This window comes from Brevundimonas sp. Root1423 (assembly GCF_001426805.1).
In genome coordinates, this window is the sequence record NZ_LMFL01000055.1 from 1 (window position 1) to 13,759 (window position 13,759).

Here is a 13,759-nt window from a genome sequence, read left to right on the forward strand (position 1 = left end):
CGGGTGGCCCAGATCATCACCTTCGGCACGCTTCAGGCGCGCACGCTGCAGGCCCGGGCCGTGCTGCGCGACGTCGGCCGGGTGCTGCAGATGCCGCTGGGCCAGGTCGACCGTCTGGCCAAGATGGTGCCGGCCAACCCCGCCAACCCCGTGACCCTCGCCCAGGCCATCGAGATCGAGCCGCGCCTGCGCGAGGCGCGCGACAACGACAGGGCCGTGGCGACCCTGCTGGAGACGGCGCTGGAGCTTGAGGGGCTGTACCGCAACGCCTCGACCCATGCCGCCGGCATCGTCATCGGCGACCGCCCCCTGATCGAACTGGCGCCGCTGTACCAGGATCCGCGCTCGACCATCCCGGCCAGCCAGTTCAACATGAAATGGGTCGAGGCCGCCGGTCTGGTGAAGTTCGACTTCCTCGGCCTCAAGACCCTGACCGTGCTGGACCGCGCGCGCCAGTATCTGGAACGGCGCGGCGCCGCGCCCGACTGGAACGGCCTGCCGCTGGACGATCCCAAGACCTATGAGCTGATGGCCTCGGGCCAGACCGTCGGGGTGTTCCAGCTGGAATCCCAGGGCATGCGCGACACCCTGCGCAAGATGCGCTGCGGTTCGATCGAGGAGATCACCGCCCTGATCTCCCTCTACCGGCCCGGGCCGATGGAGATGATCGACACCTATATCGACCGGAAATTCGGCCGGCAGCAGGTGGACTATCTGCACCCCTCCCTGACCGAGGTTCTGACCGAGACCTACGGCGTCATCATCTACCAGGAGCAGGTGATGAAGATCGCCCAGGTCCTGGCCGGCTACAGCCTTGGCGAAGCCGACCTTCTTCGCCGCGCCATGGGCAAGAAGAAGAAGGAGGAGATGGACTTCCAGCGCGCCCGCTTCATCGCCGGCGCATCGGAGAAGGGCGTTTCCGAGGAACAGTCCGGCGGCATCTTCGACTTGGTGGCCAAGTTCGCCGGCTATGGCTTCAACAAGTCGCACGCCGCGGCCTACGCCCTGATCAGCTTCCAGACCGGCTGGCTGAAGGCGACGCACCCGGTCGAATTCATGGCCGCGTCCATGTCGCTCGATCTCAGCAATACCGACAAACTCGCTGTCTTCTATCAGGATTGCCGCCGCTTCGACGTGCCGGTCAATTCCCCCGACGTGAACCGCTCCTCGGCCGATTTCGACGTCGCGTACGACAATGGCGTGGGGGCCGTGCTGTACGCCTTGGGCGCGATCCGCAACGTCGGCCTCGAGGCCATGAAGCATCTGGTCGAGGTGCGCGAGACCGGCGGGCGGTTCACCGACATCTTCGACTTCCTCGAACGCGTCGACCCGCGCAGCGTCAACAAACGGGCGCTGGAGAACCTGGCCCGCGCCGGCGCCTTCGACAGCTTCCACTCCAACCGCCGCCAGCTGTTCGAACAGGCCGACACCCTGATGGCCTATTGCCAGAGCGTGGCCGCCGAGCGCGCCTCGTCCCAGGTCTCCCTGTTCGGCGGCGACCAGGCCGGCGCCGCCCGCCCGCGCCTGAAGCCGGTCGAGCCCTGGGTCGGGCCCGAGAAGCTGGATCAAGAGCTGGCCGCCGTCGGCTTCTACCTGTCCGGCCACCCGCTGGAGGACATGGCGCCGGCGCTGAAGCGCAAGCGCGTCACCTTCGTCGCCGAGGCCACGGCCCTGGCCGAAAGCGGCCACGAAGCCTTCCTGATGGCCGGCGTCGTGCGCCGCCGTCAGGAGCGGGCCAGCGCCAAGTCGGGCGAGAAATTCGCCTTCGTCACCTTCTCCGATCCGACGGGCGAGTTCGAATGCCTGTTCCCGCCCGAACAGCTGCGCAAATGCCGCGAGGTGCTGGAAGTCGGGGCCTCGATCATGGTCAAGGTCCGCGCCAAGTCGGCCGACGGCGAGGTGCGCTTCTTCGGCGACGACGCCTCGCGGCTCGACACGCTGCTGGACGACGGCGCCATGGGGCTGCGCATCCACGTCTCGGCGAAAACGGCCGACGCCGAAGCCTTGCGGACACGGCTCGAGAAGGCGAAATCCCCGGGCAAGGGCGGCGAGGTGTCCCTGGTCGCCTCGCTGGACGGCCGCCGCGAGGTCGAACTGAAACTGCCCGGCCGCTACCGGCTGGACGGGGCCCTGCGCGGGGCGTTGAAATCGGCGCCGGGGGTGGTGCTGCTGGAGGATGCGTGATGACTGAGGTCAAGACCCATGAGGGGTCCTGCCACTGCGGCGCGGTGGCCTATGAGGTCGATATGAGCGTCGACGGGCTGATCGAGTGCAACTGCTCGCACTGCTACCGCAAGGGCTTCGTCCTCGCCTTCGTCTCGCCGGACGCCTTCCGCGAAACCAGGGCCGGCCCGCAGACGGAATACCGCTTCAACAGCCACAAGATCGGCCACCGGTTCTGCGAAACCTGCGGCGTCCAGACCTTCGCGCGCGGCGAAGGCCCCGGCGGCCTCCCCATGGTGGCGATCAACGTCCGCACCCTGACTGACATCGAACCCTTCAGCTGGACGGCGCAGCGGGTCGACGGGCGCAGCTTCTAGGGACGCGGAACGAAGGCCTCCCGCGGCGTTCCGTCGATGGCGTAGAGCCGCTCGGTCGGCAGCTTGATCACCAGCCCCGAATTCGCCAGCCGATGGTCGTACACGGCGCCCAGGAGGCCCGCCATCGGACCGCCCGAAACCTCGGCGCCCAGGGCGTCCATGCCGATCGCCAGCCCCTCGCCCATGCTTCCGGTCCAGCGGCCGACACGGACCGAAACCGGCCCCCGGTGGCGTTTGCCCGGGCGCGGCAGGACCTGTTCGATCCATTGGCGGGGAATGCCCGTCTCCCGCTCTTCGGCCGGCAGGTTGTGGATCTGATAGGCGGTCGGCCCATCGACGAACCAGCCCATGATCGCGCGGGCGACCACGGTGTTTCCCCCGCTGGCCGTGTCGGTCAGGTCCAGCACGACCCGCTGTCCCGCGCGGGCGTTGGCCATGGCGGCGTCAAAGGCGGCGATCGTCCCGCTGTCGCCGAGCGAGTCGTTAAAGCGGATGACCCGGTCGTCGCCGCTTTCGCGCACGGTGACGGGGGGCTGATCGGCCCGACGGACCGCGTAGAGGTTGGGCAGGCTCAGCCGGCGTTCGACGCCGTCGCGGCCGCGGATGGTCAGATCGCGCGGCCGGTCGCGCCGGCCCGCGGCGAGCACCCGCGCGGCGTAGCCGGCCCGCTCGCCCTCCGCCGGAAGTCCCGGTTCCGACCAGAAGGCGGCGACCGCCTGACCGGTCGGAAGGTCTCCAACCGCCGTCAGCGCATCGCCCTGACGCACGCCGGCGAGCGCCGCGGACGAGCCCTCGCGGACGGCGGTGATGCGCCACGCCTCGCCCTCGGGCTCGATCCACAGATCGGCATAGCTGGGTACGAGGCCCCAGCTGTCGGCGAAGGATCCGCCGGTGATGGCATGGTGGTCGGCGAGGGCGGCCACCGCGTGTTCGGCGTAGCGGAGCAGGGCGCTCCGGTCCGCCACCGCCTCGGCCTCGGCGCGGAGAACCGGGCTCGTCGGCATGACCCCGCCCGGAAAGCGGTCGAGATAGGCGTACCGGCTGTTGATCAGCGGCTCGACGGACAGGGCGTCCTGTCGCCAGGCCGCGGCGTCGGGTTCCGCCTGCGCCGAAGCATGACCGGGGAGGGCGCAGACGAAGGCGAGCAGCAGGGACAGGACGGTTCGCATCAACGGGTCTCGGCGACAGGGTGGTCGAGGCTCGCGCGGCCTGGGGCCGGCTGCAAGTGAATCCCGCGTCATGCCGCGAAGGTCATTGCCTCAGGCCGCGTCGGTTACGGCATAGACCATGATCCCCGTCGCCACGGCCAGGTTCAGACTGTCGGCGCGGCCGCGCATGGGGATCTTGACGTTGACGTCGCAGGCGACGGCGAGGGCGTCGGTCAGCCCGGCCTGCTCGTTGCCCATCAGGATCAGGGCGGGGTGCTGGATCGAGGCGTCGCGATAGCCATGGGTCGCATCCAGCCGGGTGCCGATGACGCTGCCGGGCCAGGACTGGCGCCAGGCGAGAAACTCGGCCGGGCTGGCGCGGACGATGGCCACGGCGAAGACCGAGCCCATGGTCGCCCGCACGGCCTCGACGGACCAGGGGTCGACGCAGTCGCCGATCAGGATCACCCCGCCGCAACCGGCGGAATCCGCGGTGCGGATGATGGTGCCCAGATTTCCGGGGTCGCGCACCTGCTCCAACGCCACCCACGCCGGAGCCGATTTCGGCTGGATGGCGGACAAGGGCGTGTAGAATTGATCGAACACCCCCAGCACGGTCTGGGGATTGTCGCGGCGGCTGATCTTTTCGAGGATGGCGTGGGTGACGATCACGACCTCGCCGCCCGCCCCGCGCGTGGCCTCGCGGGCGCGGTCGAGGATCGGATGCGGCCGGGCGTCCTCGCCGACCAGCAGCAGGCGCGGCGCGCGGTTCTGGTCCAGCGCCTCGCCGATGAATTTCAGCCCCTCGGCCAGAAAGCGGCCGGTCGCCTCGCGCTCCTTGCGCATGTGCAGGGCGCGCACGGCCTTGACCGTGTCATTGGTCAGGGAGGTGATCAGGCGATCGGTCACGCCGACCACCGCGCGAAGAAGCTGAGGCCGATGGCCCGGCCGTCCGCTCCGTCCTCGGCCAGGGCCAGTTCGCCCCAGTCGATGACCCCGCCCCGGTCCGCCGTCGCCTCGGCCATCAGGTGCGAAAGCGACAGGCCCGAGATGCGCGCCGCATAGGCGTTCAGCAGCAGGAAGGAGGCCTCGTCCGACAGCAGGGCGGCGCAGTCCTTCAGCAGTCCCGGCAGGTCTTCGAACAGCCGCCAGACCTCGCCCGTCGGCCCCCGTCCGTACTTCGGCGGATCGAGGATGATGCCGTCGTATTTCACCCCGCGCCGAACCTCGCGGGCCGCGTATTTGCGCGCGTCCTCGACGATCCAGCGGATCGGCCGGTCGGTCATGCCCGACAGTTCGGCGTTCTCGCGCGCCCAGGCCACCGACTTTTTCGAGGCGTCGACATGGGTGACCTCGGCTCCCGCGGCGGCGCAGGCCAGGCTGGCCACCCCGGTGTATCCGAACAGATTGAGGATGCGGGGCTTGCGCAGTCGCCGGATGCGACCGTCCAGCCACTCCCAGTTCGCGGCCTGCTCGGGAAAGAAAGCCAGATGGCGGAACGGCGTGAACCGGCTGGTGAAGCGCACATCGCGCCAGGCCAGGGGGAAGGTGTCCAGGGAGGCGCCGGCGAAACGCCAGCGCCCGCTCTCGTCCTCGTCGGTCGGATCGAAGACGGCGTCGGCGGCGTCGAAGGCGGAAGGATCGCGGGGCGACCAGAAGCACTGGGGTTCGGGGCGCACGACGGTGAACCGGCCATAGCGTTCCAGCTTTCGGCCGCCGCCGCTGTCCAGCAGGGCGTAGTCGGCCCAGGCGCGGGTGACCAGGGTCTCAGGCGACGGGTTCAGGCGCGGGGGCATGGAGGGCTGATAGGCGGAGAGACGCCGTCCCGTCCAGCGCATCCTGCGTTTCGCCGGCCGCTTCCTCGGCAGAGGCCGGCGCGTCGCGACGGTGACGTGTCTTGTCCCAGGCGAAGGGATCGCGCACCAGACGCCACGCCGCATGCGCGAAGGCGAGGCTGAGCAGGGCCCAGTAGGCCGGGGCCGCGATCATGTCGCGGGGGCCATAGGGCACGCCCGCGCGACGGGCTCCGATGGCGCAGGACAGCCAGGCCGAAGCTGCTCCCAGCACCAGCACGCTCACCGCCAGGGCGGGCGTCTCGGGAGGCAGGCCCGCCATCAGGGAAACGAGTACCGTCGCGGCCACCCACGCAAGCGAAAGTCCGTGCAGGGCCGCCGAGACCAGGCCCGCGCCCACGGTCAGGACGAGGGCGGCCCCGCCCCGCCAGCCCAGCCGCCAGGGCTGGCGCGTATGCACGCCCCAGGTCTGCATATAGCCCTTCAGCCATCGGGTTCTCTGCGGCAGCCAGTTGTCGAGGCCGCCGGGCGGCGTCTCCCAGGTCGGGCGCGAGATGACGCCCAGCCCCCAGCCCCGGCTCCACAGCCGGAAGCCGAGATCGGCGTCCTCGGTCACATTCCATGCGTCCCAGCCCTCGACCGCGCTGAGCACATCGGTGCGGAAATGATTGCTGGTCCCGCCGAGAGGAAACGGCAGGCCGAGGCGCGCGATGCCGGGCAGGGTGGTCTCGAACAGGCTGGCGTATTCGGCGGCGAACTGGCGATCGAGGAAGGGCGAGCCGTCCGCCGGTCCCCGGCGGCGGATGCGCAGCGGAGCCTGCAGGCAGGCCAGCCGGCCGGTCGTGTCCGCCGCGAACCGGCTGGCGGCCTCGCGAAGCTGAAGCGGGTCCGGCTCGTCTTCGGCGTCATAGACCGTCAGCAGATCGCCCGTGGCCCGGGCGAGGGCGCAGTTCAGCGCGCGGGGCTTGGTCTGCGGCTTGCCAGGCGGGATCACCAACACGTCCAGCCAGTCGGGCCGTGGTGTCGCCAGGGCGGCGGCGATGGTTTCGTGATCGTGGGCTTCAAGCACCAGCAGGCCCTGTAGCCGGTCGGCGGGGTAGTCGATGCGCGAGAGGCGGCCGATCAGCTGCGGAACGACCTCGGCCTCGTCATGCAGCGCCGCCAGCACGGTGTAACGGGGCCAGACCGGCGGCTCGGGCGCGGGAGAGGCGCGGACCGCGCTGAACAGGATCAGGCCGGTGCGCCAGACCGCCACGGCCAGGAACCCCCATGCTCCGGCGACAACAATCCCATGCCCGAACACGTCCGGGCGGAGCCAGGCCAACGATCCCGCCGGGAGGATCAGCACCGCCATGACGGCGAGCTGCCCGGGCGTCAGGCCGCGCATGGCCGCGCTCTGCCCGAGGGGCGGCCCATATCGCCCGGCGCCGCGCCGGCGATCCTCAAGATTGCTTATCCCAGCCCTCTCCACAACGCATGGTTATCCCAGTGATTCGCGCACGGCAAGCGGTTGGCGGATGCCCGGGAATGCCGCTATTCAAGGGACCGCCGCTCGGAGTGCGCGTTTTGACCGCCGTGACCCTCAATCCCCGCTCGCAGAGAAAGCCGAAAGGCGAGGGCCATGCGCGCCGCGCGGAAATACTCGCGGCCGCCGAACGGATCTTCGTAGAGCACGGTTACGAGGGCGCGACGATCCGCAAGATCGCGGACGAGGTCGGCCTGTCGTCGACGGCGCTCTACATGCATTTTTCCGAGAAGAGCGAGATCCTCCACGAGATCTGCAGCCAGGCGTTCGCGGCCCTGCTTGAAACCAACGAGGCGTTGATCAATCAGCCGGTCGGGCCCGAGGCGCGTCTGCGGTTGATGCTGCGGGCCTATGTGGATTTCGGGTTCGGGAATCCCAACGCCTATCGCCTGGCCTATATGACCCGCCCCATTGAGCTGCGCGAGGGCGCCCAGTCCGCCGCGCGGGAACTGGGGCACGAGCTGTTCCGGTCGTTCGAGAAGACGGTCGAGGATGTCGAGGCGGCGGGCCTGCTGCGCGGCGACGCGCGCACGGCGGCCCAGGCCCTGTGGGCCGGCGGTCATGGGGTGGTCTCCCTGATGATCACCAAGCCGTATTTTGACTGGGTCGACCGCGAAACCCTGGTCACCACCCTGATCGACGGGTTGCTGGCGGGACTGCTGAAGCCATGACGCGCCGCGCCGTGGTTCTGGCCGCCGCGATCCTGATCGCGCCGGTCGTGGCGGAGGCGCGTCCATTGCGGGTCATGTCGCTGGATCAGTGCGCGGATCAGTATGTTCTCGCTCTCGCGCCCGGGGCCGAGATGGCCCTGTCGCCCCGCGCGGACGATCCGGATGCATGGATGCGCGCCGCCGCGGCAGAACATCCGCGCGTCCGGCCCACCCTGGAGGCGGCCATCGCCTTCCAGCCCGATGTGGTGGTCCGCTACTGGGGCGGCGAACCGCGTCTCCTGGCGCGGCTCGCGGCGGACGGCGTTCGTGTTCTGACCATCGAGGATGCGACGGATTTCGAGGGCGTACGCGCCGATGTCCGGACGGTGGCGCGGGGTCTGGACGCCGTGGCGCGGGGCGAGGCCGTGATCGCGGGCATGGACCGCACGCTCGCCGCCGCTCCAGTGCGGGGCGCGGTTCGGCCCCGGGCCCTCTATCTGACGGCGGGCGGGTTCACAGCCGGGCCGGGGACGTTGATCGACGCCATCCTGACGGCCGCGGGCTTCGTCAATGCGACGGAGGCCGCCTCGTTCGCGCCCGTCAGCATCGAGCGGATCGTCCTGTTTCCCCCTGCGCGGTTCGTTCTCGGCTTCTTCGACCAGGCCCGCATGGACTGGCGCGGCGCGGGCCGCCATCCCGTTCTGCGCCGGATCGCGCGGGGGCGGGTGGCCGCGCGCCTGCCGGCGGCGACCCTGACCTGTCCCGGCTGGTTCGCGGCCGACGCCGCGGCCATGCTGAAGGCCGGAGCATGAGGCCGTCGCGTCTGATCACCGGACTGGTCCTGTTGATCCTGGCGGGGGTGGTCGCCGGCGTGCTGCTGGGTGAAAGCGTCTTCGACGGTCGACAGTGGGCCCAGGCCTTCGCCGATCCGGCGTCCGCGCCGGGGGAAGTCCTGTGGCAGGTCCGGGCGCCGCGGGTTGTCACGGCTCTGATGGTCGGCGCGGCCCTGGGGCTGGCGGGCGCCGTCATGCAGGGCCTGCTCAGAAACCCGCTGGCCGATCCCGGCGTGCTGGGGGTGTCGGCGATGGCGGCGCTTGGGGCGGCCGGCGCGATCGTGCTGGGGGCGGCGGCGATTCCGGGCGCGGTCGAGGTGTCGGCCCTGACCGGCGCCGGACTGGCGGGTGGGCTGCTGGTCCTGTTTTCGGCGCGGGTCCGGTCTCCTGAAGCCCTGATCCTGTTCGGTGTGGCCCTGTCCAGCTTCGCCGGCGCCGCCACGGCCCTGATCTTCAACCTGTCGCCGTCGCCCATCGCCACCGCGGAGGTGATGAGCTGGCTGCTCGGCTCGGTGCAGAACCGCAGCTGGGTCGACGTGGCCTGGGTCACGCCGGCGGTGCTGGTTTCGGCGGTCCTCGCGGGCCTGGCCGCGCCGGGACTGCGGATGCTGAGCCTGGGCGAGGAGACGGCGCGGACGTCGGGCCTGCCCATGGCGCGTTTGCGGCTGCTCGCGCTTCTGGCCGCGGCGCTCGCGACCGGGGCGGCCGTCGCCGTGGCGGGCGTGATCGGCTTCGTCGGACTGGCGGCGCCGCATCTGGTGCGCAGCGTGGTGCGCGGTGATCCGGGACGGCTGCTGGCGCCCTCGGCCCTCGCGGGCGGGTTGATGCTCGTGGTCGCCGACCTTCTCGCGCGGATGACCCCGACCGATCAGGAGCTGAAGCTGGGCGTGTTCACCGCCCTCGTCGGCGCGCCCCTGTTCGCCATGATCGCATGGCGGGCGGCGCGGGAGTGGCGGCTGTGACGGCGCTGGCTCTGATCGGAGCGACGGCGTCGCTGGGTGGCCGTGTCGTGGTGGACGCCGTTGATATGACCGTCGGAGCCGGGGAACTGGTCGCCGTGGTCGGACCGAACGGCGCCGGCAAGTCGAGCGCCATTCGGGCGCTGGCCGGACTGTTGCCCCTGACGGGCGGCCGCGCCCTGCTTGACGGCGAGGATGTGGCCGCCCTGTCGCCCGGGCTCCGGGCGCAACGGGTCGCCTATCTGCCGCAGGAGCGCCGCATCGCCTGGAACCTGCCGGCAGTCGAGGTCGCCGCCCTGGGCGCTCCCTTCCTGCAGGCGACGGACGCCCGGGCGCGCGCGCGGTCTGCCCTGGAGGAGGTCGAGGCCGGAGATCTGGCCGAGCGCGGCGTGGCCGACATGTCGGGCGGCGAGCGCGCCCGGGTGCTGCTGGCGCGGGCCCTGGCGACCGGCGCGCGGGGCCTGCTCGTCGATGAACCGACCGCCGGACTGGACCCCGACGCCCAGCTGATGGTGCTGGAGCGGCTTCAGGCGCGCGCCCGGGGCGGGCAGGCGGTCCTGGTCAGCCTGCACGACCTGACCTTGGCGGCGCGGTTCGCCGACCGGATCGTGGTGCTGGATCAGGCAGGGGTCGTCGCCGACGCCGGCCCGATGGAGGCCTTGTCAGCCGAGGTCATGGCGCGTGTGTTCGGCCTGTCGGCCCGATGGATGACCGGACCGGACGGCCCGTTGCTGGCGGCCGGCCGGCGTCAGTCGGCCGGATAGGGCGTCGCGGTCGCATCCGTCTCGGGCGCATAGGCGGTGTAAGGAGCGGGCCCCGCGGGCGCGCCGCGTCTCAGGTCTTCCGACAGCCTCAACGGGGCCGAGCCGCCGTTCAGCCTTGCGCGATAAACCTGCATGTTTTCCATGACTCGCATCATGTAGTTGCGGGTCTCGGTGAAGGGCGCGCACTCGATGAAGTCCACGGGGTCGACGCTGCCCGCCCGCGGGTCGCCGCACCGGGCGATCCATTGCGGCGGCCGCGCCGGCCCGGCGTTGTAGCCGACCGTCGTCAGCAGCATCGACCCGCCGAAATCCCGGGTCAGGTCGCCGAGGTGATAGCTGCCCAGCGTCATGTTGAAGTCCGGATCCCACAGCCGGTCCTGCGAGAACGGCAGACCCAGCTGCCGGGCCACGGCCGCGCCCGTCGACGGCAGAAACTGCATCATGCCGCGCGCATCGGCGCTGGAGCGGGCGCGGGGGTCGAAGCTCGATTCCTGACGCGTGATGGCGAGAGTGAACTCCAGCGGCGCCGCCCCGGCGACCGGGGGCGCGAGGCGAACCGGATACTGGCGCTCCGGCATCAGGAAGCCGCGCTGGCTGGCGGCGCGGCCGACCATCATGGCGGTGAAGCCTTCGCCGTAGTTGCGCGACAGATCCATCAGCAGGGCCAGGTCGGATGCGCCCGGCAGGTCGTCGTCCAGTTGATAGGCGAAGACCCGGAACAGGCTGGTTTCGCCCGTCTCGCCGAGGATGCGCACGGCGCGCACGACCTCATTGGCCTCGAAGGCCGCGATCTCGGCCCGGGACGGGACAGGGTCCGAAGGCAGGGTCAGGGTCGTCATCCCGGCCTTCTCGGCGGCCAGCTGGCCGTAGAAGGTCTGGATGTGCCGGGAACCGGCCTGGTAATACTGGACGGCGGCGGGCGTGGCCCCCTGCGCCTCGGCGGCGCGGCCCAGCCAGTAGAGGGCGCGGCCCTGGGTGATCGGGGTCGAGGACGACTGGCGCAGGGTTTCGAAATGGGTCGTGGCGCGGGCCGGATCGTTCAGCTTCACCAGCGCCACCCAGCCGGCGAAGAATTCGGCGTCCACCTTGCGGTCTCCCGAGGGGAAGCCGTGACCGGCCATCGCGTCATAGGCCGCCTGCCAGTTGCGCTGCTGCAGGGCGTCGAGGAAATAGTTGCGGCGCTCGCTCCACAGGGTGTTCTGGCCCTCGGAGTGCGACGGCGCGGCGGGAAGGGCGCGCAGAAGCGCGAAGCCTTCCGACTGGCGGCTCTGCGACCGCAGGATGCGGACCCGCTCAAGCACCACGGCCGGATCCATCGCCTGAGACGGGCTGAGGCCGGCGACCACGGCGTCGGGGCTGTAGGCGGTGCGCAACGCCATGGCGGCTTCGGCGACGGCCTGGCGCTCTGGCGACACGCGCGACACCATGGCGCGCGTCGCCGGGCCGTGCGGACCCAGCAGCAGCATGTTCAGCCGCGCCTCGTGGTCGGCCTGGGTCAGCCAGCCGCCCCAGCGGTTCAGGATGCGGGTCTGGGCGGCGTCATCGAAGGATCGGGTGCGCCACCAGTCGGTGATCAGGGCGCGCGCCTCGTCCCGGCGTCCGCGCTGTTCCAGGGCGTCCGTCAGGGCTATGGCCCCCTGGACGGTCAGGGGCGGGGCGGACGAGAACAGGGCCGTGGCGGCGTCCGGCCCGGCATAGGAAAGGTCAAGCGCGCGTTCGGCGGCGATACGCCGGCTCTCCGCGCGCGGCCAGCCATCGAAGCTGGTCTGGGCCACGGCCAGATCACTGTACGGCAGCTGCTCGGCCGAGGTGTCCAGCAGAGCCCATTCGACCAGTTTGCGCGCCGTCGGGTCGCCGATCTGGGCGGCGGCGTTGCGGGCGCCCATGACGTCGCGGTTCCGGGCGGCGGCCAGGCCCTGGCGGAAGAGCGCCGTATCCTGGTCGTTCAGCAGACGCGGCTGGTTGCTGACGGGACCTGACGCGCCGGCGCTGTAGGGCGTCTCCTGCGGCAGCAGGCTTTCCGGCGCGGGGGCGAGAAGGGCGAGGGCGGCCGCGAGGCTGGCAGCGATCATTGCGTGTCCGAACTCCATGCGTCGCGGTTGCGGTCGGGCGACCGGCAACCTACCCTCCWGCGCTTGTCGCGGCGAACGTCGCCATTTCCACGCAGGACCATCTCTCTCAATGACCGCCCCCTTGTTCAAGGGCGTGATCACCGCCCTGATCACACCACTTCGTGACGGAAAGGTGGACGAAGCCGCCTTCACCCGGCTTCAGCATTTCCGGCGTTCACATGGATANGGACCATCTCTCTCAATGCCATCTCTCTCAATGACCGCCCCCTTGTTCAAGGGCGTGATCACCGCCCTGATCACACCACTTCGTGACGGAAAGGTGGACGAAGCCGCCTTCACAGGGCTGCTGGAACGCCAGATATCAGCCGGGGTTCACGGCGTCGTACCCATGGGCACGACCGGCGAGAGCGCCTCGCTGCACCTCGACGAGCACAAGCGCGTGGTCGAACTGTGCGTGCAGGTCGCGGCGGGCCGTATCCGCGTCATCGCCGGGGCCGGGTCCTCGGCGACGGACAAGGCCATCGAACTGGCACGCCACGCCAAGACCGTCGGCGCCGACGGAGCCCTGATCGTCACCCCCTATTACAACCGCCCCTCGCAGGAGGGATTGGCGCGGCATTTCGAGGCCGTCGCCGAGGCGGTCCAGCTGCCGGTACTGCTGTACAACGTGCCCGGACGGACGGGCGTCGACCTGGCCAACGACACCGTCGCCCGGCTGGCGGCGCATCCGAACATCGTCGGCATCAAGGACGCCACCGGCGACCTGGCCCGGGTCAGCTGGATGCGCGCCAATATCGCCCGCCAGTTCGACCTGATCTCCGGCGACGACCCCAGCTACCTCGGCTATCACGCCCAGGGCGGCGTCGGAGTGATCTCGGTGACGTCCAATGTCGCGCCCGAGGCCATGGTCGCCCTCCATGAGGCGGCGGCGGCCGGCGACTACGCCACGGCCCGCGACTGGCAGGACCGGCTGATCGGCCTGCACAAGGCCCTGTTCCTCGACAATTCGCCGTCGCCGACGAAATACGCCCTGTCGCGGCTCCAGCTGTGCGGCGAGGAAGTGCGGCTCCCGCTGGCCCCGACTTCAAACGCGGTGAAGCCGGCCATCGACCGCGCCATGGCGGATGCGGGTCTGGGCTGATGGCCTCCACTGCGCCGAAAATGAAGATCATCGCCGAGAACCGGCGAGCGAAATTCGACTATTTCCTTGAGGACTACATCGAGGCCGGCATCATGCTGCTCGGCACGGAGATCAAGGCCCTGCGCGACGGCCGGGCCAATATCGCCGAGAGCTATGCGGCCGTGGAGGGACGCGAGATCGTGCTCGTGAACGCCGACATCCCGCCCTACAAACAGGCCAACCGCTTCAACCACGAGCCGCGGCGGCACCGGAAGCTGCTGCTGCACCGCAAGCAGATCGACAAGCTGATCGGCGCGGTCCAGCGCGACGGCCAGACCATCATCCCGGTCAAGCT

Annotated in this window: 13 protein-coding genes; 8 read left to right on the top strand and 5 right to left on the bottom strand. The window is 70.4% G+C overall.

Translation table 11 applies throughout. The annotated features are described in order from the left end of the window. On the top strand, positions 1 to 2,184 hold a 2,184-nt coding region (dnaE, locus tag ASD25_RS25360; protein ID WP_156389474.1), incomplete at its 5' end, for a DNA polymerase III subunit alpha. Next, a complete protein-coding gene (locus ASD25_RS25365; protein WP_055830428.1) occupies positions 2,184 to 2,540 on the top strand; it encodes a GFA family protein in 357 nt (118 codons plus the stop codon). The genes dnaE and ASD25_RS25365, both read left to right, overlap by 1 nt. Here ASD25_RS25365 and ASD25_RS25370 read toward each other — a convergent pair. The 4 genes from ASD25_RS25370 to ASD25_RS25385 form a co-directional block, all read right to left on the bottom strand. Further along, the gene (locus tag ASD25_RS25370; protein ID WP_055830430.1) at positions 2,537 to 3,709 is read right to left on the bottom strand and encodes a S41 family peptidase; all 1,173 of its coding nucleotides are present in this window, start codon (positions 3,707 to 3,709) and stop codon (positions 2,537 to 2,539) included. The two genes, ASD25_RS25365 and ASD25_RS25370, sit on opposite strands and share 4 nt — an antisense overlap. Positions 3,710 to 3,799: 90 nt before the next feature. After that, positions 3,800 to 4,597, bottom strand: coding sequence for an RNA methyltransferase (locus ASD25_RS25375; RefSeq protein WP_055830700.1), 798 nt, complete (start codon positions 4,595 to 4,597; stop codon positions 3,800 to 3,802). Then, positions 4,594 to 5,484, bottom strand: coding sequence for a class I SAM-dependent methyltransferase (locus ASD25_RS25380; RefSeq protein WP_055830432.1), 891 nt, complete (start codon positions 5,482 to 5,484; stop codon positions 4,594 to 4,596). The genes ASD25_RS25375 and ASD25_RS25380 overlap by 4 nt, the downstream gene beginning before the upstream one ends. After that, complete coding sequence (locus ASD25_RS25385; protein WP_082560107.1) at positions 5,456 to 6,868, bottom strand: glycosyltransferase family 2 protein; 1,413 nt, start codon at positions 6,866 to 6,868, stop codon at positions 5,456 to 5,458. Before ASD25_RS25385 ends, ASD25_RS25380 begins: the two co-directional genes overlap by 29 nt. A 188-nt stretch (positions 6,869 to 7,056) precedes the next feature. Here ASD25_RS25385 and ASD25_RS25390 point away from each other — a divergent pair, with 188 nt between their 5' ends. The 4 genes from ASD25_RS25390 to ASD25_RS25405 are packed head-to-tail and all read left to right on the top strand — an operon-like array spanning position 7,057 to position 10,212. Next, positions 7,057 to 7,677, top strand: coding sequence for a TetR/AcrR family transcriptional regulator (locus ASD25_RS25390; protein ID WP_327019543.1), 621 nt, complete (start codon positions 7,057 to 7,059; stop codon positions 7,675 to 7,677). Next, entirely contained in the window at positions 7,674 to 8,468 is a 795-nt protein-coding gene (locus ASD25_RS25395; protein WP_055830436.1) for an ABC transporter substrate-binding protein, read from the top strand. Before ASD25_RS25390 ends, ASD25_RS25395 begins: the two co-directional genes overlap by 4 nt. Next, on the top strand, positions 8,465 to 9,451 hold the full coding sequence (locus ASD25_RS25400) for an iron ABC transporter permease (protein WP_055830438.1): 987 nt from the start codon (positions 8,465 to 8,467) through the stop codon (positions 9,449 to 9,451). Before ASD25_RS25395 ends, ASD25_RS25400 begins: the two co-directional genes overlap by 4 nt. Continuing rightward, positions 9,448 to 10,212, top strand: coding sequence for an ABC transporter ATP-binding protein (locus tag ASD25_RS25405; RefSeq protein ID WP_055830702.1), 765 nt, complete (start codon positions 9,448 to 9,450; stop codon positions 10,210 to 10,212). The genes ASD25_RS25400 and ASD25_RS25405 overlap by 4 nt, the downstream gene beginning before the upstream one ends. On the opposite strand, the gene ASD25_RS25410 is transcribed toward ASD25_RS25405, so the two are convergent. Next, on the bottom strand, positions 10,197 to 12,284 hold the full coding sequence (locus ASD25_RS25410) for a lytic transglycosylase domain-containing protein (RefSeq protein WP_235561752.1): 2,088 nt from the start codon (positions 12,282 to 12,284) through the stop codon (positions 10,197 to 10,199). The genes ASD25_RS25405 and ASD25_RS25410 overlap by 16 nt on opposite strands. Positions 12,285 to 12,540: 256 nt before the next feature. On the opposite strand from ASD25_RS25410, the gene dapA reads away from it, so the two are divergent. Together dapA and smpB are read left to right on the top strand one after the other, a co-directional pair. Next, positions 12,541 to 13,425, top strand: coding sequence for a 4-hydroxy-tetrahydrodipicolinate synthase (gene dapA / locus ASD25_RS25415; protein WP_055830443.1), 885 nt, complete (start codon positions 12,541 to 12,543; stop codon positions 13,423 to 13,425). A gap of 20 nt (positions 13,426 to 13,445) precedes the next feature. After that, a partial coding sequence (gene smpB / locus ASD25_RS25420; protein WP_200943723.1) for an SsrA-binding protein SmpB occupies positions 13,446 to 13,759 on the top strand: 314 nt, incomplete at its 3' end.

What these genes read in the sequence shown, in the direction of transcription:
- ASD25_RS25365 (WP_055830428.1), top strand. Translation starts at nt 2,184, where the DNA reads ATGACTGAGGTCAAGACCCATGAGGGGTCCTGCCACTGCGGCGCGGTG.
- ASD25_RS25370 (WP_055830430.1), bottom strand. Translation starts at nt 3,709, where the DNA reads ATGCGAACCGTCCTGTCCCTGCTGCTCGCCTTCGTCTGCGCCCTCCCC.
- ASD25_RS25380 (WP_055830432.1), bottom strand. Translation starts at nt 5,484, where the DNA reads ATGCCCCCGCGCCTGAACCCGTCGCCTGAGACCCTGGTCACCCGCGCC.
- ASD25_RS25385 (WP_082560107.1), bottom strand. Translation starts at nt 6,868, where the DNA reads ATGCGCGGCCTGACGCCCGGGCAGCTCGCCGTCATGGCGGTGCTGATC.
- ASD25_RS25395 (WP_055830436.1), top strand. Translation starts at nt 7,674, where the DNA reads ATGACGCGCCGCGCCGTGGTTCTGGCCGCCGCGATCCTGATCGCGCCG.
- ASD25_RS25400 (WP_055830438.1), top strand. Translation starts at nt 8,465, where the DNA reads ATGAGGCCGTCGCGTCTGATCACCGGACTGGTCCTGTTGATCCTGGCG.
- ASD25_RS25410 (WP_235561752.1), bottom strand. Translation starts at nt 12,284, where the DNA reads ATGATCGCTGCCAGCCTCGCGGCCGCCCTCGCCCTTCTCGCCCCCGCG.
- dapA (WP_055830443.1), top strand. Translation starts at nt 12,541, where the DNA reads ATGACCGCCCCCTTGTTCAAGGGCGTGATCACCGCCCTGATCACACCA.